This is a genomic window from Prevotella sp. oral taxon 475 (assembly GCF_018127805.1).
In the GTDB taxonomy this organism is placed as follows: Bacteria; Bacteroidota; Bacteroidia; order Bacteroidales; family Bacteroidaceae; genus Prevotella.
In genome coordinates this window covers 100,625-126,337 of sequence record NZ_CP072334.1, presented here as the reverse complement: position 1 = coordinate 126,337, position 25,713 = coordinate 100,625, and the positions used below count along the sequence as shown (strand labels likewise).

At 52.2% G+C, this 25,713-nt stretch carries 17 protein-coding genes and 1 tRNA gene; 16 read left to right on the top strand and 2 right to left on the bottom strand.

What is annotated here, in order from left to right; translation table 11 throughout:
- The first annotated feature begins 378 nt into the window (after positions 1–378).
- Positions 379–2,031, top strand: a complete 1,653-nt coding sequence (gene hcp / locus J5A66_RS00445) for a hydroxylamine reductase (RefSeq protein WP_211790542.1) — start codon at positions 379–381, stop codon at positions 2,029–2,031.
- Between the two features lie 180 nt (positions 2,032–2,211).
- Here the strand turns inward: hcp and J5A66_RS00440 are convergent, their stop codons facing one another.
- Positions 2,212–3,237, bottom strand: coding sequence for a C1 family peptidase (locus J5A66_RS00440; RefSeq protein WP_211790541.1), 1,026 nt, complete (start codon positions 3,235–3,237; stop codon positions 2,212–2,214).
- Positions 3,238–3,281: 44 nt separating this feature from the next.
- Between J5A66_RS00440 and J5A66_RS00435 the strand changes: the two genes are divergently transcribed.
- From J5A66_RS00435 to J5A66_RS00425, 3 genes are all read left to right on the top strand, one after another.
- Complete coding sequence (locus tag J5A66_RS00435) at positions 3,282–4,526, top strand: peptidase U32 family protein (protein WP_211790540.1); 1,245 nt, start codon at positions 3,282–3,284, stop codon at positions 4,524–4,526.
- A gap of 52 nt (positions 4,527–4,578) precedes the next feature.
- Positions 4,579–5,010 carry a SufE family protein gene (locus J5A66_RS00430; protein ID WP_211790539.1) on the top strand — a complete coding sequence of 144 codons (432 nt, stop codon included), beginning with the start codon at positions 4,579–4,581 and terminating at the stop codon, positions 5,008–5,010.
- Between the two features lie 339 nt (positions 5,011–5,349).
- Positions 5,350–5,889: an RNA methyltransferase gene (locus tag J5A66_RS00425; RefSeq protein WP_211790538.1), complete on the top strand. Its 540-nt coding sequence runs from the start codon at positions 5,350–5,352 to the stop codon at positions 5,887–5,889.
- Between the two features lie 240 nt (positions 5,890–6,129).
- Here J5A66_RS00425 and J5A66_RS00420 read toward each other — a convergent pair.
- Positions 6,130–6,203, bottom strand: a tRNA-Ile gene (locus J5A66_RS00420).
- Between the two features lie 289 nt (positions 6,204–6,492).
- Here J5A66_RS00420 and J5A66_RS00415 point away from each other — a divergent pair.
- The 12 genes from J5A66_RS00415 (at position 6,493) to J5A66_RS00360 (ending at position 25,476) form a co-directional block, all read left to right on the top strand.
- On the top strand, positions 6,493–9,108 hold the full coding sequence (locus J5A66_RS00415; RefSeq protein WP_211790537.1) for a calcium-translocating P-type ATPase, PMCA-type: 2,616 nt from the start codon (positions 6,493–6,495) through the stop codon (positions 9,106–9,108).
- Positions 9,109–9,153: 45 nt separating this feature from the next.
- Complete coding sequence (locus J5A66_RS00410; protein WP_211790536.1) at positions 9,154–10,110, top strand: bifunctional riboflavin kinase/FAD synthetase; 957 nt, start codon at positions 9,154–9,156, stop codon at positions 10,108–10,110.
- Positions 10,100–10,960 carry a CPBP family intramembrane glutamic endopeptidase gene (locus J5A66_RS00405; protein WP_211790535.1) on the top strand — a complete coding sequence of 287 codons (861 nt, stop codon included), beginning with the start codon at positions 10,100–10,102 and terminating at the stop codon, positions 10,958–10,960. The genes J5A66_RS00410 and J5A66_RS00405 overlap by 11 nt, the downstream gene beginning before the upstream one ends.
- A gap of 763 nt (positions 10,961–11,723) precedes the next feature.
- On the top strand, positions 11,724–12,107 hold the full coding sequence (locus J5A66_RS00400) for a CrcB family protein (RefSeq protein ID WP_211790534.1): 384 nt from the start codon (positions 11,724–11,726) through the stop codon (positions 12,105–12,107).
- A gap of 176 nt (positions 12,108–12,283) precedes the next feature.
- Positions 12,284–13,462, top strand: a complete 1,179-nt coding sequence (locus J5A66_RS00395) for a TlpA disulfide reductase family protein (protein WP_249109978.1) — start codon at positions 12,284–12,286, stop codon at positions 13,460–13,462.
- 100 nt (positions 13,463–13,562) lie between these two features.
- Entirely contained in the window at positions 13,563–14,879 is a 1,317-nt protein-coding gene (locus J5A66_RS00390; protein ID WP_211790533.1) for a pitrilysin family protein, read from the top strand.
- An 888-nt stretch (positions 14,880–15,767) separates the two neighbouring features.
- Positions 15,768–17,273 carry a GH3 auxin-responsive promoter family protein gene (locus J5A66_RS00385; RefSeq protein WP_211790532.1) on the top strand — a complete coding sequence of 502 codons (1,506 nt, stop codon included), beginning with the start codon at positions 15,768–15,770 and terminating at the stop codon, positions 17,271–17,273.
- Between the two features lie 125 nt (positions 17,274–17,398).
- Positions 17,399–19,342: an Ig-like domain-containing protein gene (locus J5A66_RS00380; RefSeq protein WP_249110036.1), complete on the top strand. Its 1,944-nt coding sequence runs from the start codon at positions 17,399–17,401 to the stop codon at positions 19,340–19,342.
- A gap of 282 nt (positions 19,343–19,624) precedes the next feature.
- Entirely contained in the window at positions 19,625–20,467 is an 843-nt protein-coding gene (locus tag J5A66_RS00375; protein WP_249109977.1) for a DUF3108 domain-containing protein, read from the top strand.
- A 19-nt stretch (positions 20,468–20,486) separates the two neighbouring features.
- On the top strand, positions 20,487–23,108 hold the full coding sequence (mutS, locus tag J5A66_RS00370; RefSeq protein WP_211790531.1) for a DNA mismatch repair protein MutS: 2,622 nt from the start codon (positions 20,487–20,489) through the stop codon (positions 23,106–23,108).
- 207 nt (positions 23,109–23,315) lie between these two features.
- Entirely contained in the window at positions 23,316–24,260 is a 945-nt protein-coding gene (locus J5A66_RS00365) for a PCMD domain-containing protein (protein ID WP_211790530.1), read from the top strand.
- A complete protein-coding gene (locus J5A66_RS00360) occupies positions 24,241–25,476 on the top strand; it encodes a hypothetical protein (protein ID WP_249109975.1) in 1,236 nt (411 codons plus the stop codon). The genes J5A66_RS00365 and J5A66_RS00360 overlap by 20 nt, the downstream gene beginning before the upstream one ends.
- The last annotated feature ends 237 nt before the right edge of the window (positions 25,477–25,713 follow it).

The window sequence follows — 25,713 nt, the reverse complement described above, 5'->3', positions numbered from 1 at the left end:
TTAACCACTCGGAGGCACATTTGTTACCCTTTAGTAGGTATCGGCAAAATACCTTTGCACCCGCAAATGCAAGACCGTGCAGCACGGGTTCGACACGGGTTTCCCCGTCGTTCTGCGCACCTTTCGTTTCCCCTTCGCATCCGGCTGTGGCCCCTTCGCCGAACAAAACCCGACAAGAGGTTTTGCAAAAGCTAAGAGAATGATGTGCAAAAGCTTAGTTTTTCACCTTCGAAAGCTAAGGAAATGGAAGTCAAAAGCTTAGCTTTTGAAAAACGTTGGGTAAGCAGTTGAATCACAGTTGTTTAGAACGGCGACTATGTTACCCGCACTCGCGCCATGTGCTTGCTCAAGACTTACACTAAAAAAGACAAAAACAAGATGGAGAACAAGATGTTTTGTTTCCAATGTCAGGAAACAGCTAAGGGTACGGGATGTACCGTCAAGGGTGTGTGCGGTAAGGAAGCATCCACCTCTAACTATCAAGACCTGCTGTTAGGTGTGGTTCGTGGCGTGGCCACCATCGACCGTGCCATCCGCAAAGCGGGCTTCCAGAGTGTGCCGAAGGTAGACACGTTCTTTGTAGATGCTCTGTTTGCCACCATCACCAACGCCAACTTCGACAACGCTTCTATCCTCAGAAAAGTAGATAAAGGCATCGCTCTGAAGAAACAACTGTTGGAGATTGCCGAGAAAAACGGAGTGCAACTGCCAGCCTATCACGAGATTTTGTGGGGTGGAGAGAAAGTCGACTACGACGCACAGAGCCTCCGGGAGAGTGTGCTTCGCAACGAAAACGAAGACCTGCGCTCGCTCAAAGAGCTCGTTGTGCTGGGCCTCAAAGGTATGGCGGCTTACTATGAGCATGCCTCGCGCTTGGGATGCACCCGTCCGGAGATAACCGATTTTATGGGCGACGCTTTGGCGATCATCGCCAATCCCGACGCTGGCATGGACGAATTGCTCGACTGTGTGCTCCAAACCGGTAAGTGGGGCGTAGACGCAATGGCCTTATTGGACAAGGCTAACACGGGTGCTTACGGACATCCGGAGATGACTCGGGTGAACATCGGCGTGGGAAAGAATCCCGGAATCCTCATCAGTGGGCACGACCTTCACGACATCGAAGATCTGCTTCGACAAACCGAGGGTACTGGCGTAGATGTCTATACGCACGGAGAAATGCTTCCGGCGCACTACTATCCACAGCTGAAGAAATACAAACATCTCGTGGGCAACTACGGCAATGCTTGGTGGAAGCAACGCGAAGAGTTTGCTACGTTCAACGGTCCCATCGTGTTCACCACCAACTGCATCGTTCCGCCCACGGCGAAAGACAACTATAAAGATCGTGTCTTCACGATGAACTCGACCGGTTTTCCGGGTTGGAAACACATCGAAGAGGGGACTGACGGGCACAAAGACTTTTCCGAGGTGATTGCTTTGGCCAAGACCTGCCAGGCTCCTACTGAGATTGAGACGGGCGAAATCGTGGGCGGCTTTGCCCACAACCAGGTGTTTGCCCTGGCCGACAAGATTGTAGAGGCGGTGAAAAGCGGTGCCATCCGCAAGTTTGTGGTGATGGGCGGATGCGACGGACGTATGAAAAGCCGCAACTATTACACCGAGTTCGCCCGTCAACTGCCGCAGGATGTGGTGATATTGACCTCGGGTTGCGCGAAGTTTAAATACAATAAGCTGAACCTCGGAGACATCAATGGCATCCCAAGGGTGCTCGATGCCGGGCAGTGCAACGACTCTTACACTTGGGCTGTGGTGGCTTTGAAACTCAAAGAAATCTTTGGTGCGGCCGACATCAACGATCTTCCCCTGGCCTTTAACATTGCTTGGTATGAGCAAAAGGCTGTGATCGTGCTATTGGCTCTGCTGTCGTTGGGGGTTAAAAACATCCATATCGGCCCCACGTTGCCGGCCTTTGTCTCGCCGGGTGTTCTGAAAGTGTTGGTAGAACAGTTTGGCTTGGCCGGCATTACCACCGTGGAAGAAGACCTTAAAGTGTTGATTGGCGATTGAGAATGGACGATCGACCGTTAGATTCGATCGCATTTGATAGATAAAAAAGGAAAAGAGAACCGATCATGCCTGCACGCTGTCGGTTCTCTTTTCAGTAAAGTGGCCCTCTGCAACGAGCCATCCATTACCAATTTGCAATCCTCCCAACTCTGAATTGCTCATTCTCCATTCACCCCATGATCAATGATGAATTGCCCAAACAGCAATGGTCTTGAGTTTGAAATAGGCAAAAGAGAGAAACATCAAGCCCTGATAAGGGTTGTTCGGGCCCCAAGAGTTTTTGCAAATGAAGAACTTCTGCCCGCTGTCGTCGTGCGCCAGGCCCACGATGGCCATGCAATGGTCGTCGGTTGTGCGGAATGTCTCAAACTCTTCTTGCCGCCATTGTTGCGTAACAGCGGCATCCCGGTTCTCGATAACAGCCCGACCGCGATGGAAAAGGAAGCCCGGCTCGCTGACATCTCCCTCCCAACACACGGGATGACCAGAGCGAAGAGAACGCTCGACAAGGTTTGTGAGCGAGTCGATAGGCAGATTGAGAAACGTGTCTTGACGGTAATTGTCGGGCACTTCGAGTGCAAACCGCTCGTAGAACGGGTGGTGCGAAAAGCTGGTCAGTGCCTGATACTCGTCTCGACGGCAAACGCTGCGAGCAAATTCTTGCGGCGTATAGGCGGCACCCAGCATAAACTGCGTGCGCGGAAGAAAGCCCAACGAGCGGTCGGCAAGGTCGTCGAGCCGTGCGTTGAGCCATGAAAGGCCCTCTCGTTGGGCTATGGCCAACCGGCAGACGTTCTGCATCCTGCGACCCAAGACGTTGAATACGTCGGCCCGGGGCACAGAGTAGGTATCGTAAGCCAGCAGTCCGTGGGTGTGAATGGTATGCAATAGTTCTGAAGCCATTCCCCTTTGAGAAAGCGGACGGGCTGCACGCGTAAGATAATAGGTGCGCGCGCGATCGGTCAAAGCCATGCGCGCAGCATAAGAAACGGAAAGATTCACCGAGTCGCCACGCATCAAATGCTCCGTTTCTATCGTGGCCAACATGGCATACACCCAGCAAAGCGCACTCCGTCCCTGGTCTTTCACCGGCGTAGTTTTAAGCAACACGTCTACCGTCAGGTGGTTTTCGCCCGCCCTGGGTTCCCTTTTGCCGCATCCTGACAGAAGCGTCAGCACGGCCATCATTACAAATAATCTGTACATAGGCAGACAAAGATAATGTTTTTAATTCGTAACTTTGCAACGTGATGAACGAGAAGAAGACAGCAGATTTTGAGGTCATGGCCCCCGTTGGTTCGCGAGAGAGCCTCGTTGCAGCCGTGCAAGCAGGAGCAGACTCGGTTTATTTTGGTATCGGACAGTTGAATATGCGCTCCCATTCGGCCAATCATTTCACTCTCGAAGACCTCAACGACATCGCTCGCACTTGCCAACAACACGGCATGAAGAGCTATCTCACGGTGAATACCGTCATTTACGACAACGATTTAGCCACCATGCGTACCATCATCGATGCGGCCAAAGAGGCCCAAGTCTCGGCGGTGATTGCCAGCGACGTAGCAGTGATGATGTATTGCCGGCAGGTGGGAGTAGAGGTTCATCTCTCTACGCAGCTCAACATCTCGAACATCGAAGCCCTGAAGTTCTATGCACAGTTTGCCGACGTGGCCGTTCTGGCCCGCGAACTCAACATGGAGCAGGTGCAACACATCGCCCGGGAGATAGACAAACAGCACATTACAGGACCTAACGGACAGCCCATTCGCATCGAAATGTTCTGTCATGGCGCGCTGTGCATGGCCGTAAGCGGGAAGTGTTACATGAGTTTGCACGATGCTAATCGCTCTGCCAACCGCGGAGAATGCGTGCAAATCTGTCGTCGTTCGTACACTGTGACCGACAATGAGACGGGACATCAGCTCGAAATAGACAACAAATACATCATGAGCCCCAAAGATTTGAAAACCGTTCGCTTCATCGATCGCATGATGGAAGCAGGCGTTCGGGTGTTCAAAATCGAAGGGCGAGCCCGCGGACCGGAGTATGTTTACACTGTGGTTCGTTGCTATCAGGAGGCCATCCGGAGCGTTTCAGACGGCACTTTCACCGAGGAGAAAAAACAAGAGTGGGACGAACGACTGGCCAAAGTGTTCAATCGCGGCTTCTGGGACGGCTATTATCAAGGGCAAACAATGGGCGAATGGACCAAAAACTATGGCAATAAGGCCACCGAAAAGAAGGTATTGGCCGGAAAAGTCATCAAATATTTCTCGCGTTTAGGCGTTGCCGAGATCGCCGTCGAGGCTTCCGAAGTGAGCGTTGGCGACGCTTTGCTCATTACCGGACCAACAACGGGCGTGCTATACCTCAACGCAACGGAGATACGCTACGAGCTTCAGCCGGTAGAACGCGCAGAGAAAGGCACACGGGTGTCTATTCCCGTGCCCGAAAAGGTAAGACCCAACGATAAGGTCTTTATTCTCAAGTCATAGCATCAGGCTCGTTTCAACAACATTCCACACACACAACACATCAAAAAAGACAATGACGACACCCCCAAAAAGCATCCTCTCGCTGCAAGAAGAGGTGATAGAAGAGTTCTCGGCGTTCGACGATTGGATGGACAAATACCAAATGCTCATCGACCTGGGCAACGAACTTCCACCCTTGGATGCCAAGTATAAAGTGGAAGAAAACCTCATTGAGGGTTGCCAAAGCCGAGTGTGGCTGCAATGCGACCTAAGAGACGGACTCTTAGAGTTCAGTGCCGACAGCGATGCACTCATCACCAAGGGCATCATCGCCCTGCTCATACGGGTCATTAGCGGACATACACCGAAGGAAATCATCGAAACCGATCTCCATTTCATCGACGCCATCGGTCTGAAAGATCATCTTTCACCTACCCGTTCCAATGGTTTACTCTCGATGGTGAAGCAAATCAAGGCCTATGCCGTGGCTTACAGTCAGGCCTAACCACCCTCTTGCCCTACACAACAGCACGAGAAAAAGGAGAGCATGCAGAGCTTTCCCAGACAGAGCCCTATTTCTCTGTGAGCCAATAACTTAGAAAATGGTTTGCAAAAGCTTAGCTTTCACCGTGCGTTTTCTTAGCTTTTGCACTTCATTTTCTTAGCTTTCACAAGCCAAAAGCTAAGAGATGAGAAAACGGCATTCCATACTTGGCCCCATGCTCTCTTCCATCCCGACAGCCAACAGCCCTGTTTTACATGTCCATCTCCATCCTCGCACCACCCCTAAAGCCCTCTTCAAGAGCCTGATGATTCATCCGTCATCCTCCATTAACAAAGAAACATGCGCAAGCTCCGCACCATAGAAATGCGTCGCCTGTCGGTAGAAGCATTTAAAGAGGCCCCGAAACGGCCGCTCATCGTTGTGTTAGACAATGTCCGATCGTTGCATAACGTAGGTTCGGTGTTCCGTTCCTGCGATGCGTTCTGCATCGAAGCCGTCTATCTTTGCGGCATAACGGCCACGCCGCCCAGTGCCGAAATACACAAAACAGCACTGGGAGCGGAAGACAGTGTGGCTTGGTTGCACTTCGAACACACCGAAGATGCCGTGCAACAGTTGCGCGAGAGCGGTGCATTGGTTTACGCCGTGGAGCAAACCGAAGGGTCGACAATGCTGCAAAACTTCTGCACAGAATCGGGAAAACGCTATGCCGTGGTGCTGGGAAACGAGGTGAAGGGGGTTCAACAAAGCGTGGTCGACCTCTGCGATGGCTGTATTGAGATTCCGCAATTTGGCACCAAGCACTCGCTGAACGTATCGGTTGCCGCAGGAATTGTTATTTGGGAATTGGCCAAACAGCTGAAACGATCAATCACTTAGGTGCTCATCGATCTGCATTTGCTCGCAAACCGATCTTCTTCTTCCTCCAAAATCTATTTTCTTCTCAAAGAAAATAGGCTTTCCTTTCTGTTCTTCTTCACTACGCTTTGCCGTCTGTCGCCCTTTCGGCCCTTCTTAAAAAGCCTCCCCAAAGGACTTTTCAGAGAGAAAATAAAGAGAAAGGCCTGATCATCAACAGAAAAAGAGCCTTACAAAAAGATGTAAAGCTCTTTTTATTTGTGGGCCATCTTGGGCTTGAACCAAGGACCTCCAGATTATGAGTCTGTTGCTCTAACCAACTGAGCTAAAAGCCCTAAATGCCTGAATGCAGGCATTTTGATGGGTGCAAAGATAATCTTTTCGATGTAAATACACAAATTTTTTGTATAAAATAGGTTGCACTCGGCAATTAGAGAGCTGGTTCTCATTGCTCTCGTTGACATCTTTTTTCCATAAAAAGACGTAAATCTGAAAGGCCGGAAAGAAGACTTCTACACGTTTTATATACCTTTGCATCAGATAGATGGCACGTCCACCAAACGCGAACAAGGAGAACAGGAATGGACGAAAGTCATCTGTCGTTCAGAAAACTGGGATGAAACGATGAGTATAGAAACAGCAACAGGACAGTTGAACACGAGCGGACTCACTGCCAAAGAGGTGATAGAACAACGCCATCGATATGGAGAAAATATGCTCACACCACCTAAACGAGCGTCGCTTTGGGCCCTTTACATCGACAAATATCGCGATCCCATCATTCAAATACTACTTGTGGCCGCCGCCGTGTCACTGGTATTTTGTTTCATCGACGGCGAATTTCTCGAGACTTTAGGCATCTTTCTGGCTGTGATTTTGGCCACAACCATCGGCTTTTACTTTGAACGCGATGCTGCAAAGAAGTTCAACGTGCTCACCACTTTGAGTGAAGAACAAGCCGTAACCGTGCGACGCGAGGGCGAAACCACGCAGATTCCACGCCACGAGGTGGTTGTGGGCGATGTGATGGTACTGGAAGTAGGCGATGAGATACCGGCCGACGGAGAGCTATTGCAGTCGGCCGACCTGCAAATCGACGAATCTTCGCTCACCGGCGAGCCCATCATCACCAAGCATGCCGACCCCTCTCGTGCCACAGAAGAGGCAACTTATCCCGCCAATATCGTGCTCCGTTCTACCATGGTGATGAGCGGAAGCGGCCTGGCTCGTGTCATTTCGGTGGGCGACAACACCGAAATTGGAAAGGTTGCCAGCAAGTCTACCGAACTAACGGCCGTGAAAACGCCCCTCAATCAGCAGCTCGACCGACTGGCCAAGCTCATCAGCAAAGTGGGATTCGGCGTGGCTCTCTCGGCATTCATCGTCTTCCTGGGGCACGATCTCTTCACGCAGGAAGTGTGGCACACCACCCATTACATGCAGATGATCGAGCGTGTGCTGAACTATTTCATGATGTCGGTCACGCTGATCGTGATGACTGTACCCGAAGGATTGCCCATGGCGGTGACCCTTAGCTTGGCATTGAACATGCGACGGATGCTGAAGAGCAACAACCTGGTTCGCAAATTGCACGCTTGTGAGACGATGGGTGCCGTCACAGTGATATGCACTGACAAGACAGGAACGCTGACTCAGAACTGCATGCAGGTGCAAGAACTACGCTGTTTCGATGCCGAAAGTTTGCTCAAAGAGGCCATTGCGCTCAACACAACTGCCCATTTGGAAACTCAAACGGACGATGAAGAGACTTCCCTGAAAGGCATCGGAAACCCTACAGAGGTGGCTTTACTGCTGTGGTTGCAGGCCAATGGTACCGACTATCACACCCTTCGGCGACTGGAAAAGATTGAAAATCAACTGCCTTTCTCCACCGAACGCAAATACATGGCCACTGTTGCGCGGGTCGAAGGCAAACGGAGGCTCTTCGTCAAAGGGGCTCCTGAAGTGGTGATGGCCCTTTGTAACCTACCGCAAGAGCGTGTTTCTCAAATCAATCGATTACTTCTCAGCTATCAAGACCGAGCTATGCGCACGCTGGCCTTTGCCTATCGAGAACTGGTCGAGGGCGAAACTCCCGACCTCAATCGCCTCAACGCCACCCATCCGCTCTGTTTACAGGCCGTCACCGCTATCAGCGACCCCATCCGAAGCGATGTTCCTGCGGCCGTAAAAGAGTGTATCAATGCCGGCATCGAGGTGAAGATGGTGACCGGAGACACTGCTGCCACGGCCATAGAGATAGCCCGACAGATTGGCATTTGGGACGAAACCACTCCCCAAGAGGCACAAATCACCGGGCCCGACTTCGCTCTTCTCACCGACGAAGAGGCCTATGAGCGGGTGAAAGTGCTGCGGGTGATGTCCCGGGCGCGACCCACCGACAAGCAAAGGCTCGTCAATCTGTTGCAAAAACGAGGAGAAGTGGTGGCTGTCACGGGCGATGGAACCAACGATGCGCCCGCTCTCAACCACGCTCATGTAGGCCTTTCGTTGGGCTCAGGCACGAGTGTGGCGAAAGAAGCCTCGGATATGACCCTCCTCGACGACTCTTTCCGTTCCATCGAACGAGCCGTGATGTGGGGTCGTTCGCTGTATAACAACATCCGTCGGTTTCTCTTTTTCCAGCTCATTGTCAATCTCACGGCCCTTCTTTTGGTGTTGGGCGGTGCGGTCATCGGTACAGAAATACCCCTCACCGTTACCCAAATTCTGTGGGTCAATCTGATTATGGACACCTTTGCGGCCCTTGCTTTAGCCTCGTTGCCTCCGTCTCGGGAAGTGATGACAGAGCGTCCGCGTCCTCAAAATGCGCCCATCATCTCGCCATCGATGGCCCGTGGCATTGTGTTTTGCGGTATTACGTTTTTTGTACTGCTTTTTACGATGCTGATTTTCTTCCAAAACAACGCTTCGAAAGGAGTGGATGTGCACGAACTCACCCTCTTTTTCACCGCCTTTGTGATGCTTCAGTTCTGGAATCTCTTCAACGCAAAGACGCTCAACTCTCATCATTCCACTTTCCGCCGACTGTATGCCGACCGCGGATTGCTCTTCGTCCTGCTGCTCATCCTTGGTGGACAGTGGCTCATTGTCACCTTTGGCGGCAGAATGTTCCGCACCTCTCCCCTCTCACTCGGCGAGTGGACGAGCCTTGTGGCAGGCTCTTCGGTGGTGTTGTGGACGGGCGAACTGTGGCGACTTTTCAAACGAAGAGCCTGAACCCGCCTCACGAATGGCATTGACAAACCCTATAAAAAGGTGTAGATGGAAATCCTAACACTCAAAAAAGACACTCCTATCGACGTGCCCACAGTGGCTACGATCGGCTTCTTCGATGGCGTTCACCGCGGCCATCGCTTTTTGATTCAATATGTTCAACAGCGAGCTTACCGCAAGGATCTCCCCTCTTTGGTGATTACTTTCAAGCAACATCCGCGGCAAGTGGTGCAGCAACATTTTATCCCCGCCTTGCTTTCCACACCCGAAGAGAAGCTCGCGATGTTGCAACAGATGGGTGTCGACCGTTGCATTCTGCTGGATTTCAATGAGAAAATGGCGCAACTCTCTGCCCACCAATTTATGCAACGGGTACTGAAAAGGCAACTTGGCGTGGCCGATCTGGTGATCGGTCACGACAATCGCTTTGGGCACAACCGCCAAGAGGGCTTTGCAGACTATCTTCGATATGGCCTCTCACTGGGTATGGCCGTAACGGAAGCTCCACGTTTTGTCCCCTATGGCGAGACGATCAGTTCGTCTTCCATCCGTCGACTGCTCGAAAAAGGCGACGTCTCGGCTGCTCATCGCGCCCTGGGGTATGCCTACAAGATTGGCGGAACGGTGGCTCCCGGCTTTCAGGAGGGGCGCAAACTGGGTTTCCCCACGGCCAATCTAGTGCTCGAAAATCCGCAAAAACTGTTGCCACGGAACGGCGTTTACGCCACCCGCGTCGAAATAGAAGGCCTGGAAGACTCTTTCCTGGGTATGACCAACATCGGCCATCGCCCCACTTTCGGCGGACAAACCACCACCATCGAAACCCATATCCTCGATTTCAATGGTCTCCTCTACGATCGGCATCTGCGCCTTTCATTCTTCTATCGCATACGTGACGAAGAGAAATTCGACTCTCTTCGGGACTTGCAAATTCAGTTAGCCGCCGACAAGAGGAAAGTAAGAACCCTATTCATCCTTAACAACCGCACTTGGCATGAACGCTAAAAACAAAGACATTCTCAACGTACTGCTGTATCTCGTTGTATTTATCGCTATCTCCATTCTTGTTACCCCCGTCGTGATGTTCGTCTTGAACACCGTTAGTCCCCAGGCTTCAGTTCATGGAGGGGGCGGTAACCCTCTCCTTTCAGCCCGTAGCAGCGTGCTGGTATGGGGCAGTGCGATAGGCAATGTGCTCACCATCGCCTTGTTTGTATGGCGCAGATGGTCGCCTTTTTCTCGTGTTTACCTTCGCAGTCGGCCTTGGGCAGTTCTCCTTTGGGTGGCTTTGTTGGGCTTGGGAGCCATCCTTCCGCTCGAATGGATATACGAACAGCTGAACCTTACCCTGCCCATCGAGATGGAAGAGGTGCTGAAAAGCATGATGTCCAACCGCTGGGGCTATCTGGCTTTGGGCATTCTGGCCCCCATCGCCGAAGAGATGGTGTTCCGCGGAGCCATTCTTCGTTCGTTGTTACGCTATTTCAACGGGCGCATGCCATGGATTCCCATCGTGGTATCGGCCCTTCTTTTCGGATTGGTTCACGGCAATGTGGCCCAAAGCTCGAACGCTTTCCTCATGGGTTTGCTGCTTGGTTGGTTTTATCATCGCACGGGAAGCATCGTGCCCGGCATCGTTTTGCATTGGATCAACAACACCGTAGCCTACGTGATGTATCAGTTGCTACCCCATCAGGCCGATGGCCGACTCATCGATCTTTTCCATGGCGATGACAAACGGATGTATCTCGGTCTTCTTTGCTCGCTGCTCATCTTCGCACCTGCCCTGTTCCAGCTCTCCTTCCGACTGAAAAAGCCCACCAACAGCTCTCCTTCCACCTCTTCATTCCGTTAAAAAGGCTCGTCGGCGGTTCCGTGTTTGCTTCCCTATTCAATGAAAGAAGCGCCCCCTCTCTCCTTTCGTTATAGCGTAAAACTGTTTTCCCACCGAAACAGTTCTCCTTTCCGGCTTCGTTTCGCTCGCCATTGATGGGCCTTCCGCCCTGCTTTTCGTCTTGAAAAACAGGCGCGGGAAGTAGCATTTGTAACCCATTGATAACCAGAGGCTTGCATAACACATTTCAAAAGCTTAGCTTTTGCACCTCATTTTCTTAGCTTTCGCCATGCGTTTTCTTAGCTTTTGGATGGCGAAAACTAAGAGAATAGAAACTCGTTTGCAGCATTGGTTGTAAAAAGCCGTCAAGTTTCTTTGCGCTAACAATCGCATAGCACAAAATGTATAGCTGACACCCAATTAAAATGACTCCTCCCCTCACCCCTTACTACTTCTCTCCCTACTCCTTACTACTTCCCTCCTTACTACTTATAATATTGATTTAAGTCAAGAATACAGCAAGAAACATAAAAAAGGAAGGCATAAGTATTGCAACTAAAGAAAAAACTGACTACCTTTGCATCGTGTTTTTCATGGTATTAGATTTAAGGTTAACAAAAGGTTGGGATTCAGCGGAATCCCTTTTTTTGTACCCTTTTCTGTCGACCCTTCCATCGACTCTTATGTAAGCACTGTTCTTTTTCCTTTCACCACATCACAGACTCGAACAGATAGAAACTTCCCCAGAAAAACGTAATTTTGCATCCTAAAACGCTATATACAGATGATACGTCATATCTTTCTTGTAGCTCTCGGTGGAGCTTTAGGTAGTATTGTCCGGTTTCTCATAGCCAAAGTGGCGCAAGGAACCAGCCTTTCGCCCCTCCCTTTCGGAACGCTAACAGCCAATTTGTTGGGCTGTCTGTTCATCGGATTTGTGTATGCAGTGGCAGAAAGCGGACGGATAGGCATCGGTAATGGACTGAAACTATTTCTTATAGCAGGTCTTTGTGGCGGTCTGACCACCTTTAGCAGCTATCTAAACGAGAGCTTTCAGCTGTTCCGTTCTACCCACATCATGACAGCAGGGTTGTATATCGGTGGCAGCATCATCCTGGGTTTATTAGCCATTTACGGGGGAATGGTCATCGGAAAGCTCGTGTCGTAAAAGCGAAAAAGACCATCAGAATAGAGCGTAACAGGCTATTGATCCATCCATAAGAGATGACACTCGTCGCCTTATCACGCTTTTGCAAGACCTGATGCTCAAAAAAACAGGTCGGATCTTTGCGATTTGAGAGCTTTGTCTTAACTTTGCAAAAAGGTTATGAAACGACTCCTCAAATGAAAAAGACTCTATCGAAGATACATACTGTTGGGATGGTGGCAGCGATTCTGCTGGCCATGGCTTCGTGCACCGGCAAGAAATTCAAGGTGAGCGGAGTGATTGCGCAGGCAAAAGATTCTGTGCTCTACTTTGAAAACATGAGTTTGGATGGCGCAAAAACCGTAGACAGCGTGCAACTGGACGAGAAAGGGGCATTCTGTTTTGAGCAACCGGCTCCCGAATTTCCTGAGTTCTACCGCCTGCGAATCGCCGGACAGATAGTGAATCTGGCCATCGACTCCACCGAAAATATCACAGTGAAGGCTCATTACCCCACGATGTCGGTGGGATATGAGGTGAGCGGGTCGGAAGAATGCGAGAAAATACGCGAGTTGGCCTTGCTACAAATCGACCTGCAAGCCAGCGTAGACCGTATCGCCTCCAGTCCTTCGCTCGGCGTTGAGGCTGTGGAAGACAGCGTGAAGCAGGTGCTCGACGTTTATAAAAACCACGTCAAAACCCACTATATCTTCAAAGAGCCGATGAAGGCTTATGCCTATTATGCGCTCTTTCAGACCATCCTGCTGGGCAATGCCAACCTGTTGATCTTCAATCCGCGCAGCAGTAAGGACGACGTAAAAGTGTTTGCTGCCGTTGCTACCAGCTGGGACACTTACTTTCCAAAGGCCGAACGCGGACTGAACCTGCACAACATCGCCATCGAAGGGATGAAAAACGTGCGCATTGCAGAGAACAATGCCCGCCGAGTGATCAACGCAGAACAGATCGAAACCTCGGGAGTGATCGACATCTCTCTACCCGACAACCACGGGAAAATGCGCCGACTCACTTCCTTGAAAGGGAAAGTGGTGTTGCTGGATTTCCAGGTTTTCTCTGAGGAAGGCAGTCTGAAGCGGATCATGATGATGCGAGACATCTATAATAAATACCACGACCGGGGCTTTGAAATTTATCAGGTGTCGTTCGATTCGCAAGAACATTACTGGAAAACCAAGACGGCAGCCCTACCATGGGTGAGCGTTTGGGACGAGGATGGCTTGCGCAGTCGTGTCCTTTCGCTGTATAACGTGCAGACCTTGCCCACCTTTTTCCTCATCGACAGAAACAATGTGCTGCAAAAACGCGATGCGCAAATCAAAGATATCGATGCCGAAATTAAGACGTTGCTTGAATGATGTTTCCATATTTATATAATTTAATGGTTTAGTAAAATTGGCAATTTGTGCCCGTGAGGGCGCAGATTGTTTTTTTCTTTGTAAAAGTCGTTGAATTGGAATGAAAAAAAGGGCAGAGAAACAGAGAGAGAGCCAATCGTATTCGGGCTATAACACGCACACGCTTGCCAACGGATTGCGCATCATTCATCGGCCGTCGGACTCGCCGGTGGTGTACTGCGGGTATGAAATCAATGCCGGGACGCGCAACGAAACATCTGCCGAAGTGGGCATGGCGCACTTCTGCGAGCACACGTCTTTTAAAGGAACGCAGCGCAGAACGGCATGGAACATCCTCAATGGCTTGGAAAGCGTGGGTGGAGACCTCAACGCTTTTACCAATAAAGAAGACACCGTGTATTATGCGGCCATACTGAAAGAACACGCTCCCAAGGCCGTAGATCTGCTCAGCGACATCGTCTTCCACAGCATTTATCCGCAAAACGAGTTGGAAAAGGAGGTGGAAGTGATTTGCGACGAAATAGAAAGCTACAACGATTCGCCGGCCGAACGGATTTACGACGACTTCGAAAACGCCGTCTTTAGCGGTCATCCCTTGGGTCATAACATTCTGGGAAGTGCCGAACAGCTGCGCACCTACACCTCGGCAGACGCTCTTTCGTTTACCCGCCGCTTCTATCGACCCGATAATATGATCTTTTTCGCTCACGGCGACATCGACTTTCGGTTGCTGGTTCGTTTGCTCCGGAAGGCCACTTCTTCCTTTCCGGCAGCGCAACCTTGCGTTGACACGCACGAAAAGGAGCCTCTACCAACCTATGTTCCACAAACTTTGGTGCGCGATATGGACACGCATCAGGCGCATGTAATGCTGGGCAACCGGGCATTCAGCACCTATGACCGTCGCCGTATGCCGCTTTATTTGGTGAACAATCTGTTGGGCGGACCGGGGATGAACGCCCGTCTGAATATCGCCCTACGCGAACGGCATGCCTTGGTCTACACGGTGGAAAGCAACATGGTGAGCTATGCCGACACGGGTGTTTGGTGTGTGTATTTCGGATGCGACCCGCACGACGTGCAAAAATGCCTCCGACTGGTGCGGCGAGAGCTCGATCGACTCATCGAACGCCCCCTCTCGCACCGCGCACTCTTGGCCGCTAAGAAGCAAATTAAGGGACAAATCTGCGTGGCTTGCGACAATCGAGAGAGCTTTGCGCTGGATTTCGGTAAGAGTTTTCTCCACTTCAACCGCGAAAAAAGCATCCCTGCACTGCTGCAACAGATCGATGCCATCACGGCAGAAGAGATTCAACAGGCGGCACAACAGGTGTTTGCCGCCAGCACGATCACGACGTTGGTGTATGGTCCGCAGGGCGTTTTAGACAGTCGAACCGGTAAAACGACCAACAGATAGAGCCGTACTGACGGCGATGCATCCTCGTATACACGCTCATCTCCTACGCTAATTCAAATAGCATACCCCCTACATGCAGTCGGACGGTTCTCTCTTTACTCTTTATTCCTTCCCTCCTTACTTCTTACTACTTCCCTCCTTACTACTTGATCTCTTAGCTTTTGAGGTGCATTTTCTTAGCTTTTACCATGTCATCTCTTAGCTTTTGCATGTCGTTTTCTTAGCTTTTGAAAAGCGTTTGGTAACAACCTAAGAATCAGACACTTATCGCGGCCCGGCATCAACATCACACTCTTTTGTGTCAATCACTGTGTAGGAGTTGGTCTGTATTCCTATTTACCTGGATTTCATCTCACATTCTTTTGCGTCAACAACCCCATTTCCGTTGATCCGTTTCCCCATCTGCTTGGGAGCATTCTTACACTCTCTTGTGCCAACAACCCCATCGGGGTTGGTCCGTTGGCAGAGCAGGGTTGGCGAATGAAATGAGCCTACCCTGTCTACGGCATGTAGAGAGGGAACAAGGCCGTAGGTCTTGGTCTCTCCAGGCACTCTAAATGAGGGAGGAAGAGGCCTGTTTGGGTCTACAAAATTAGGAGAATGGAGAATTGGCCATTGATCAAATGAGAATGAAAAATAGGTCGGAGTTCTAAGGATTCGGGGAAGAACAAGTTGAGAGGTCAGTTATTCATGCTCTGCCAGAAAGGAAGTTTGGGAGGGGCAGACAGTTGTTCTCGGTTGGCATGAGTCGTCACTTGGATCTTTTGTTTTTAGTTTTTACATACAAAGAATAAGACAATGAGGGCCACGAGGAGCCTATTAAAATAGGTGAATAGCAGGGCGTTTACAAAAGTTTATCGTAATTTTGTGGTTTAAAAAAGCGACAGAATGAGTATAACAAGCATAGTGGGCAGGGCGTTCGAAGGCAGACAAAAGGCTTTGGAAGCGTATGCCCTGGAGGGAGAAGCGTTGCAAAATCGCGTTCTTTCGCATTTGATCAGCCGGGCGACGCCTACAGAATATGGGCGAAGACACGGTTTTGAGCGTGTGAAAGGCTATGAAGACTTTGCCCGAAATGTGCCTGTGAATACTTATGAAGAGCTGAAAGGCGACATCGACCGCATGAGACACGGCGAGAAAAATGTGCTGTGGCCGGGGCGGGTGAAGTGGTTTGCCAAGTCGTCGGGCACGACCAACGACAAGAGTAAGTTTATTCCGGTGTCTAAAGAAGGGCTGCGCGAGATTCATTATCAAGGCGGCCGCGACGTGGTGGCCCTCTATCTGAGGAACAACCCTGGGAGTAGACTCTTCGACGGCAAGGGATTGATACTGGGTGGAAGTCATTCGCCCAACTATAACGTAGCAGGGAGCTTGGTGGGCGACCTGAGTGCCATTCTCATCGAGAACATTCATCCACTGGCTAACCTGGTGCGTGTACCGAAAAAAAGCACGGCTCTGCTGGCCGATTTTGAAGCGAAGCGCGATCAAATCGCCCGCGAGACGATGACGAAAAACGTGACCAACCTCTCGGGAGTGCCCTCGTGGATGCTCTCGGTGTTGGTACGTGTGTTGGAATTGTCGGGCAAAAGCAGCATCGACGAGGTGTGGCCGGGCTTGGAAGTGTTCTTTCATGGCGGCATTGCTTTCGGTCCTTACCGCGAGCAATACCGCCAACTCATCGCCCGCCCTTCTATGCACTACATGGAAACCTATAACGCCAGCGAGGGATTCTTCGGCATTCAGGACGACCCACAGGACGAGGCGATGCTGCTGATGCTGGACTATGACGTGTTCTACGAGTTTGTTCCGATGGACGAATACGGTACCGAACATCCTACCATCGTTCCGCTTTGGGGCGTGGAAACGGGACGAAACTATGCTATGCTCATCAGTACTTCGTGCGGACTTTGGCGGTATGAGATCGGCGACACCGTTGAGTTTACCTCGCGCCAGCCGTATAAATTCAAGATCACCGGACGCACAAAATATTTTATCAACGCCTTCGGTGAGGAGCTGATTATGGATAACGCTGAACGCGGACTGGCTTATGCTTGTGGCGAAACGGGAGCTGAGGTGCTGGAATATACGGCGGCTCCGGTGTTTATGAACGAGCAGGCACAATGCAGGCACCAATGGGTGATCGAGTTTTCGAAGGCTCCGGACGACGTAGAAGACTTTGCCCGACTGCTGGACGAACGGCTGCAACAGCTCAATAGCGACTATGAGGCTAAGCGATTCAAGAACATCACGCTGCAACCGCTCGAAGTGATCGTGGCTCGACGGGGACTGTTCAACGATTGGCTCAAGGCAAAAGGCAAGCTGGGCGGACAACATAAGGTGCCGCGTTTGAGCAACAGCCGAAAGAATATAGAAGAGATATTGCAACTTCTCTAACCCTTTAAAAGAAGGTAGAACGTAGAGAAATGGACATCCGAAAACCTCATTATAAAGACGAATGCCTGGGCTTTTTTCACCGAAGAAGAAAGCTCTGGAGCGGCATGGCCTGGGCGTTGGCCGGCATGGCGGTGCTATTGACGTTGTATGCTTGCGCCCGGATGGGTAGTCCTGACGGTGGATGGTATGACGAAACGCCGCCGCGCGTCATCGGTGCTACGCCTGAAGACAAGGCTACCGGCGTGAAGGGACGAAAGATTCACATTCGCTTCAACGAGTTTATCAAGGTGGACAACGCAACGGAAAATGTGGTGGTATCGCCTCCGCAGCTTGAGGCTCCGGAGATAAAGGCCGGCGGAAAAAACATCACCGTCGAACTGAAAGACTCGCTGAAACCTAACACGACTTACACAATCGACTTCTCCGACGCCATCAGCGACAACAACGAGGGTAACCCTTTGGGCGGTTATACCTACACGTTTGCCACGGGGCAGAAGATCGACACGTTGGAAGTATCAGGTTATGTGTTGGCGGCCGAGAACCTCGAGCCGGTGAAAGGCATCCTCGTGGGATTGTATGCCCATCTGGCCGACAGTGCTTTCGAACGACTGCCGATGTTGCGCGTGTCGAAAACCGACAGTCGAGGGCATTTCACCATCAAAGGGGTGGCCCCGGGAAAATACCGCGTGTATGCGCTACAAGATGTCGATGGCGACTACCGATTCACGCAGAAGAGCGAACAGATGGCCTTCTCTCGAGACACGATCGTGCCCTCTTCCAGACCCGACGTGCGGCAAGACACCCTTTGGCGCGACTCGCTTCGCATCGACTCTATCGCCCGTGTGGGTTATACTCGCTTCCTACCCGACGACGTGATGCTGCGAGCTTTCACCGCTCCACAGACCGACCGATTTCTCATCAAGGCCGAACGGTCGCAGCCCGAGTGTTTCTCGCTCTTCTTTACTACCGGAAACAAAGAGTTGCCGCGGCTTCGAGGGCTCAACTTCAAGGCCGAAGAGGCCGTTGTTGTCGAGTCGACTGTGCGACGTGACACGCTCATCTACTGGCTTCGCGACACGGCTTTGGTGAACAACGACACGCTGCGCATCGAGCTGCAATACCTCAGCACCGATACCACCGGGCAGCTCAGAGAGCAAACCGACACGCTGGAGATGGTGGCCAAGCAGTCGTATGTCAAGCGAATGAAAGACCGGCAGAAGCTTTACGACGAATGGAAGAAAACGCAAGACAAGGCTCGAAAGAAGGGTGACCCTTATGAAACGGAGATGCGTCCTGAAGCACTCAAGGTGGAAATAAAACCTACGGGCGAACTTGACCCCGACAGTCGCGTCGCCCTCACGTTACCCACGCCGTTGGCCTTGGTCGACACCAGCAAGATACATCTCTACGCCAAGCACGACACATTGTGGTATGAAGCTCGGCATGGATTGCGCGTGCGGCTCTCAGCCGACAGTCTGGCACCGCCCGAAATGCCCCTGTTGCACTGCCGCCGACTGGAACTAACGGCCGACTGGCAGCCTGGAATTGAATACAGTTTGGAACTGGACAGCATGGCCTTCGTCGATCTCTACGGCGGCATGTCGGGCAAGATGAAGCAGGGGTTCCGGGTGAAAAGCGATGACGACTACAGCACACTCTCTGTCGGTCTCTCGGGATTGAGCGACACCACTCTCGTGGTTCAGCTGCTCAACAGTTCGGACGGCGTGGTGAAACAAGTATCGACCACAGGGTCCACGGCCCGGTTCTCCTACGTCCGACCTGGCACCTACTATCTGCGACTCTTCGTCGACACGAATCGAAACGGACATTGGGATACGGGCAATTTCGCCCAGGGCCTCGCTCCCGAATCGGTGTATTACTATCCAGAAGAGATAGAATGTAAGGCCAAATGGGATGTGACGCGCACTTGGAATCCTACGGCCCGCCCGCTGAACGAGCAAAAACCGCAGAAAATCACCAAGCAGAAACCCGACAAGGCCAAGACGGTGAGACGACGAAATGCCGAACGGGCCCGCGAATTGGGCATCGCTCCGCCAACCATTCGTTAACAAAGCATGGTCTGTGGAATTCGATTTGAAACGAACTGTCAGCTATGGCCGAAACCTCAAAAAGAGAAAAAGATGGGCTTTCGTCCACAGCCGACGACTCGAAATGAGAAATAACAACGTTTCGTCTATGGACGATGGCTCGAAATAAGAAGAAATAGGTTTGGTCCATGGACGAAGCCTCAAAACGAGAAAAAAAATGACTTTCACCCACGGGCGATGGCTCGAAATGAAAAAAAACAGCGTTTCGTTCATGGATGAAGTCCCAAAATAAGAAAAGGAAAGATGATGTACACAGGAAACAACGATAAAAAAAGAAAACGAATCTACAAAGTCCTGTTGGCGTTGCTGCTGCTAATGGGCGCGATGCAGGGAAGGGCACAGTGTGCTTTTAGAAACGATGCGTTTAAGTCGGGTGAGTTTCTCACCTATAACCTTTATTATAATTGGAAATTCGTGTGGGTAAAAGCTGGCACGGCTTCGATGTCTGTTGTGCAGAGTATCTATGGTGGTCGGCCGGCCTATCGCGGCAGTCTCATCACCCGCGGTAATAGTAAGGTAGACCATTTCTTCGTTCTGCGCGACACGTTGCTCTGCTATTCCTCAATAGACATGGCTCCGCTCTACTATCGCAAAGGAGCCCGTGAAGGCAGTCGGTACACTGTAGACGAAGTGTTCTATAGCTATCCCGAGGGCAAATGCCAGGTACGGCAACATCGGCAGCGCAACGATGGGTCGCACTTCTGGGACAAACGCACTCTCGACGACTGCGTCTACGACATGATGAATATCTTTCTGCGCGCTCGTTCCTTCAATCCCGAAGGATGGAAAAACGGACATGACATCTTCTTTACCGTGGCCGACGGCGATGGACTCACTCCCGCCATCCTGCGCTATAACGGGAAGGTGAACATTAAAGCCGATAACGACCGAAAGTATCGCTGTCTGGAACTGGCCTATATCGAGCGGAAAGACGGAAAGACACACGAGATTGCCCGCTTCTATGTCACCGACGATGCCAACCACGTACCTGTTCGCATCGATATGAATCTGAAATTCGGCTCGGCCAAAGCCTTCCTCGTGGGCATGAAAGGACTCCGAAATCCCGTCAATTCCCTTGTTAATTGACAATTATCAATTAAAAAAGATGGCAAAAGACAAGGGGCTCACCCCCATGATGAAACAATTCTTCAGCTTCAAGGCACAACATCCCGATGCCTTATTGCTGTTTCGTTGCGGCGACTTCTACGAGACCTATGGTGAAGATGCCGTCATCTCGTCGGGCATTCTCGGCATCACCCTTACCAAGCGGAATAACGGTGGTAGCGGCGACGTTACCGAAATGGCAGGATTTCCCTACCACGCCCTGGACACTTATCTGCCTAAACTGATTCGGGCTGGAAGACGTGTGGCCATCTGCGACCAACTGGAAGACCCCAAACTCACCAAAACTCTCGTCAAGCGCGGCATTACCGAACTCGTCACCCCTGGCGTAGCCATGGGCGATAACGTGCTCAACTATAAAGAAAACAACTTCCTCTCCGCCGTCCACTTCGGCAAGACCGCTTGCGGCGTGGCTTTCCTCGACATCTCTACCGGTGAGTTCCTCACGGGGCAGGGCACGTTCGACTACGTAGAAAAACTCCTCGGCAGTTTTGCTCCCAAAGAAGTGCTCTACGATCGGGCACACAAAAAGGACTTCGAACGCTACTTCGGCACCAAGCATATCGTTTTCGAAATGGACGACTGGGTCTTCAGCGAATCCACCGCACGACAGAAATTGCTCAAGCACTTCGGCACCAAAAACCTCAAAGGCTTTGGTGTGGAGCATGTCCAAAGCGGTGTCGTGGCCGCTGGTGCCATCATGCAATATCTCGAACAGACGCAGCACACCAACGTGGGACACATTACCTCGCTGGCTCACATCGAGGAGGACCGATACGTACGGCTCGACCGATTCACTATCCGTTCCCTCGAATTGCTTCAACCCATGCAGGAAGACGGTGCATCGCTACTCAGCGTTATCGATCGAACACTCACTGCCATGGGTGCCCGCCTCTTAAAACGCTGGATGGTGTTTCCGCTCAAAGAGGTGCAACCTATCCAGCAACGACTCGACGTGGTAGGCCACATCTTCCGCCACCCCGACTTCCGCAGCCTGCTCGACGAGCAGCTCCACCGCATCGGCGACCTCGAGCGCATCATCTCCAAAGTGGCTGTGGGACGCGTGTCGCCTCGCGAAATGATACAACTCAAAAACGCTCTGCAGGCTATCCAACCTCTCAAAATGGCCTGTCTTGCAAGCGACAACGAAACCATTCGTCGAACAGGCGAGCAGATACATCTGTGCGAAAGTCTGCGCGAACGCATCGAGAACGAACTTCAACCCGACCCACCTCTACTGCTGAGTAAGGGAAATGTCATTGCCGACGGATTCTCACCCGAACTCGACGAGCTACGCAACATCTCGCGCGGTGGTCGTGATTTCCTTATGGACATTCAGCAACGCGAGATTGAGGCCACCGGCATCTCCAGTCTGAAGATTGGCTACAACAACGTCTTCGGCTACTACCTCGAAGTGCGCAATACCTATAAAGATCGCGTACCCGCCGACTGGGTGCGAAAGCAGACTCTGGCGCAAGCCGAACGATACATCACCTCAGAACTCAAACAATACGAAGAACGCATCCTTGGAGCCGACGAGAAGATTCAGGTGCTTGAGGAGCGACTCTTCGGCGAACTCATCGGGGCCACGCAAGAGTTTACGCCGCAGATTCAAATCAATGCCAACGTCATTGCCCAGCTCGACTGTCTACTTAGTTTCGCCAAGACGGCAGAGGAGAACCATTACGTGCGCCCCATCGTGGAAGACAGTGATGTGTTGGACATCCGGCAAGGTCGCCATGCCGTTATCGAAACCCAACTCCCCTTGGGAGAACAGTACGTGCCCAACGACATTCTGCTCGACGCCGACCGTCAGCAAATCATCATCATCACCGGTCCTAACATGGCCGGTAAGTCGGCCCTGCTGCGACAAACGGCCCTCATCGTTCTATTGGCACAGATGGGCAGTTTTGTTCCGGCTGAAAGCGCACGCATAGGCCTGGTCGACAAAATCTTCACCCGTGTGGGAGCCAGCGACAACATCGCCCAGGGCGAGTCTACCTTTATGGTAGAGATGACCGAGGCCGCCAACATCCTCAATAACGTATCGCCCCGTTCGCTGGTACTCTTCGACGAACTGGGTCGCGGCACCTCCACCTATGATGGCATCAGCATCGCCTGGGCCATCGTAGAATATCTGCACGAGCAGCCCAAGGCACGTGCCCGAACACTCTTTGCCACCCACTATCACGAGCTCAACGAGATGGAGAAAAACTTCCGTCGCATCAAAAATTACAATGTGAGCGTGAAAGAGGTGGACGGGAAAATCATTTTTATGCGACGGTTGGAGCGTGGCGGCTCGGAACACTCCTTCGGCATCCACGTAGCCGACATTGCCGGCATGCCTAAGAGCATTGTCAAACGTGCCGGCGTGGTGCTGACCGAACTCGAGACCGACAACGCCCAGGTGGGTACCATCGTCAAGCCCTCGGCCAAGCATCTTGACGAAACTCGCGAGGGAATGCAACTCAGCTTTTTCCAACTCGACGACCCCGTGCTCTCGCAGATTCGCGACGAAATTCTCGGACTCGACATCAACCATCTCACCCCCGTCGAGGCCCTCAACAAGCTCAGCGACATCCAGAAAATCGTGAGCGGAAAGTGAAATCATGCGTCCCAACCTTGGGAAATGCCGAAAACGAAAGAAACTGATTTTCCCAACTTTGGGAAACCTCAAATAGAAGACAAACAACCATTCCCAATCTTGGGAAACGGCAAAAACAAGAAAAACGGACTTTCCCAACTTTGGGAGGCCTTGAAAACAGGATCAACGACCTTTCCCAATCTTGGGAAGCTAAAAAGAAGAAAGAACATGTTAAGAACATTGATTGTCTGCGCCCTTTTTGCGCAGACTGCACTGGGGCAAGAGCGCGAGGAGCCCATTCTGTATGGCAATATGGACCATTGGGTGACGCGACATATCAAAGAATCGGCCATCATCGGCGGCGACGAGAAAACGCTTTACGAGATTGGCCCCGACCGCGTGCTTGAGGGCAACGTGCCCTACCGCAACTTGGGTCGATCGCCCTGGGCCACGTCCAATGTGATGGCCAAAGTGATGGGCATCGTCAAGACCAACCAGTCGGTATATCGTGATGCACACGGCGGCGGACACTGTGCCAAACTCATGACCCACATCGAGCACGTCAAAGTGTTCGGTATGATCAACATCAGTGTCCTGGCAGCCGGCTCTATCTTCCTGGGCGACGTGCACGAACCCATCGGCGGAACCAAAGACGGCGAACGCGCTCTGAATTGGGGTATTCCCTACACGCAGCGGCCGCGGGCACTGCGGTTCGACTATCGCGTTTCGCTCACCGGCGAGCCCAACCGCATCAAACAAACCGGATTCAGCAAAGTGCAGACCGTTCCGGGGAAGGATTGTGCCACGGCGATACTTTTCTTACAGAAACGCACGGAGGATGCCCAGGGCAACATCACAGCCAAACGCGTGGGAACGGTGGTAGTGGAATTTGCCAAGAGTACGGCAGGATGGGTGGCGAACGCTACTTATCCAGTGCTCTATGGCGACATCCGCCGACAAGCGGGCTACAGCGAGCGACTCATGGGGCTACGTTCCACCGACTACGTGCGCAACAGTCGCGGCAAAAGCGTCCAGCTCAAAGAGACGGGTTGGGCTGCGGCCGACGACGTGCCCACACATCTCATCGTTCAGTTCTCCTCGAGCAATGGTGGAGCCTTCATCGGCTCGCCGGGCAACACACTGTGGATAGACAATGTGCGGTTGGTTTTTTAATCCTCGAGGAAGCGTTCTGTTGCTCATTCTCTGCTTGTGGACAGGCGGACTGCGAGCACAGGAACCGATACCTACAGTCGACTCGACTTCGTCCTCCACGCTGGTATCTGAGCCGAAGAACTCTTGGCAGGCTGACAGCATGAAGAGCCGTCTGCCCCGAAAGAGGGGACTGATGGGGAGTGTTATTCGCTATTTTGCGCAATCCAACCAGCCGAAGAATCGCCGTAAGCTCGACTTCAGCGTCATCGGCGGACCACATTACAGCACCGACACCCGGCTCGGGCTCGGCCTCATCGCCGCCGGACTCTACTACACCTCTCCCACCGACTCGCTCCTCCCGCCCTCCAACCTCTCGCTCTACGCCGACGTTTCCACCGTGGGCTTCTACATGGTGGGACTCAAGGGCGTGCATCTCTCGCCCCACGAACGCTTCCGACTGAGCTACGATGCTTCCTTCGTTTTCTTCCCCACCAAGTTTTGGGGTGTGGGATACGACCTGGGCAACGACGGCGGAAACGAAAGCCGAATGAACCGCTCTGAGGTGGACGTGCAGACCCATTTCCTCTTTCGTCTCGGTCCGGGCATCTATCTCGGCCCCTCGCTCTCGTTCAACTGGATGCGCGCCGCCCATCTCACCCGCCCCGAACTCCTCCTCGGCGGGCCTGCCCATGCCGCCGACGTGGGTACAGGAGCTACTTTCCAAATCGACACACGCGACGTAATGACCGCTCCTCATCGCGGTTTCTACCTCAGTCTTTCGCAGATGCTGCGCCGGCAGCTCTCCAACGCTCGCCGATTCTTCTTCACGACCACCTTCACCGCCTCTACCTACCGTCCGCTCTGGCACGGCTCGACGCTGGCTCTGCAAGCTGGCGGCGTGTTGCAATTCGGTTCGCTCGAGTGGAATAACATGGCTCTCCTGGGCAACTCTCACGCCATGCGCGGCTACTACGGCGGGCGGTATCGCGACCACAACAAGCTCGAGGCGCAAGCCGAACTGCGGCAGCATGTCTACCGTCGCAACGGACTCGTGGCATGGATCGGAGCCGGAACGGTGTTTCCCAAACTCCGTGCGTTGCGTCTGCGCCACATCCTGCCCAACTGGGGCATCGGCTATCGCTGGGAGTTTAAGAAGAACGTCAACATCCGCCTCGACTACGGTATGGGGAAAAGCGGGCAGTCGGGCTTCCTCTTCAACGTCAATGAAGCGTTTTGAAGAGGAGGAAGCTTTCTGAAATGTGCAGAAACGCTGCTGGCACCCAGGGAAGCTTTCCGAAATGTGCAGAAACGCCGCTGACACCCAGGGAAGCTTTCTGAAATGTGCAGAACCACCGCTGGCACCCAGGGAAGCTTTCTGAAATGTGCAGAACCACCGCTGGCACCCAGGGAAGCTTTCTGAAATGTGCAGAACCACCGCGGAGACTCCCTGATGCTTCTGCACATTTCAGAACCA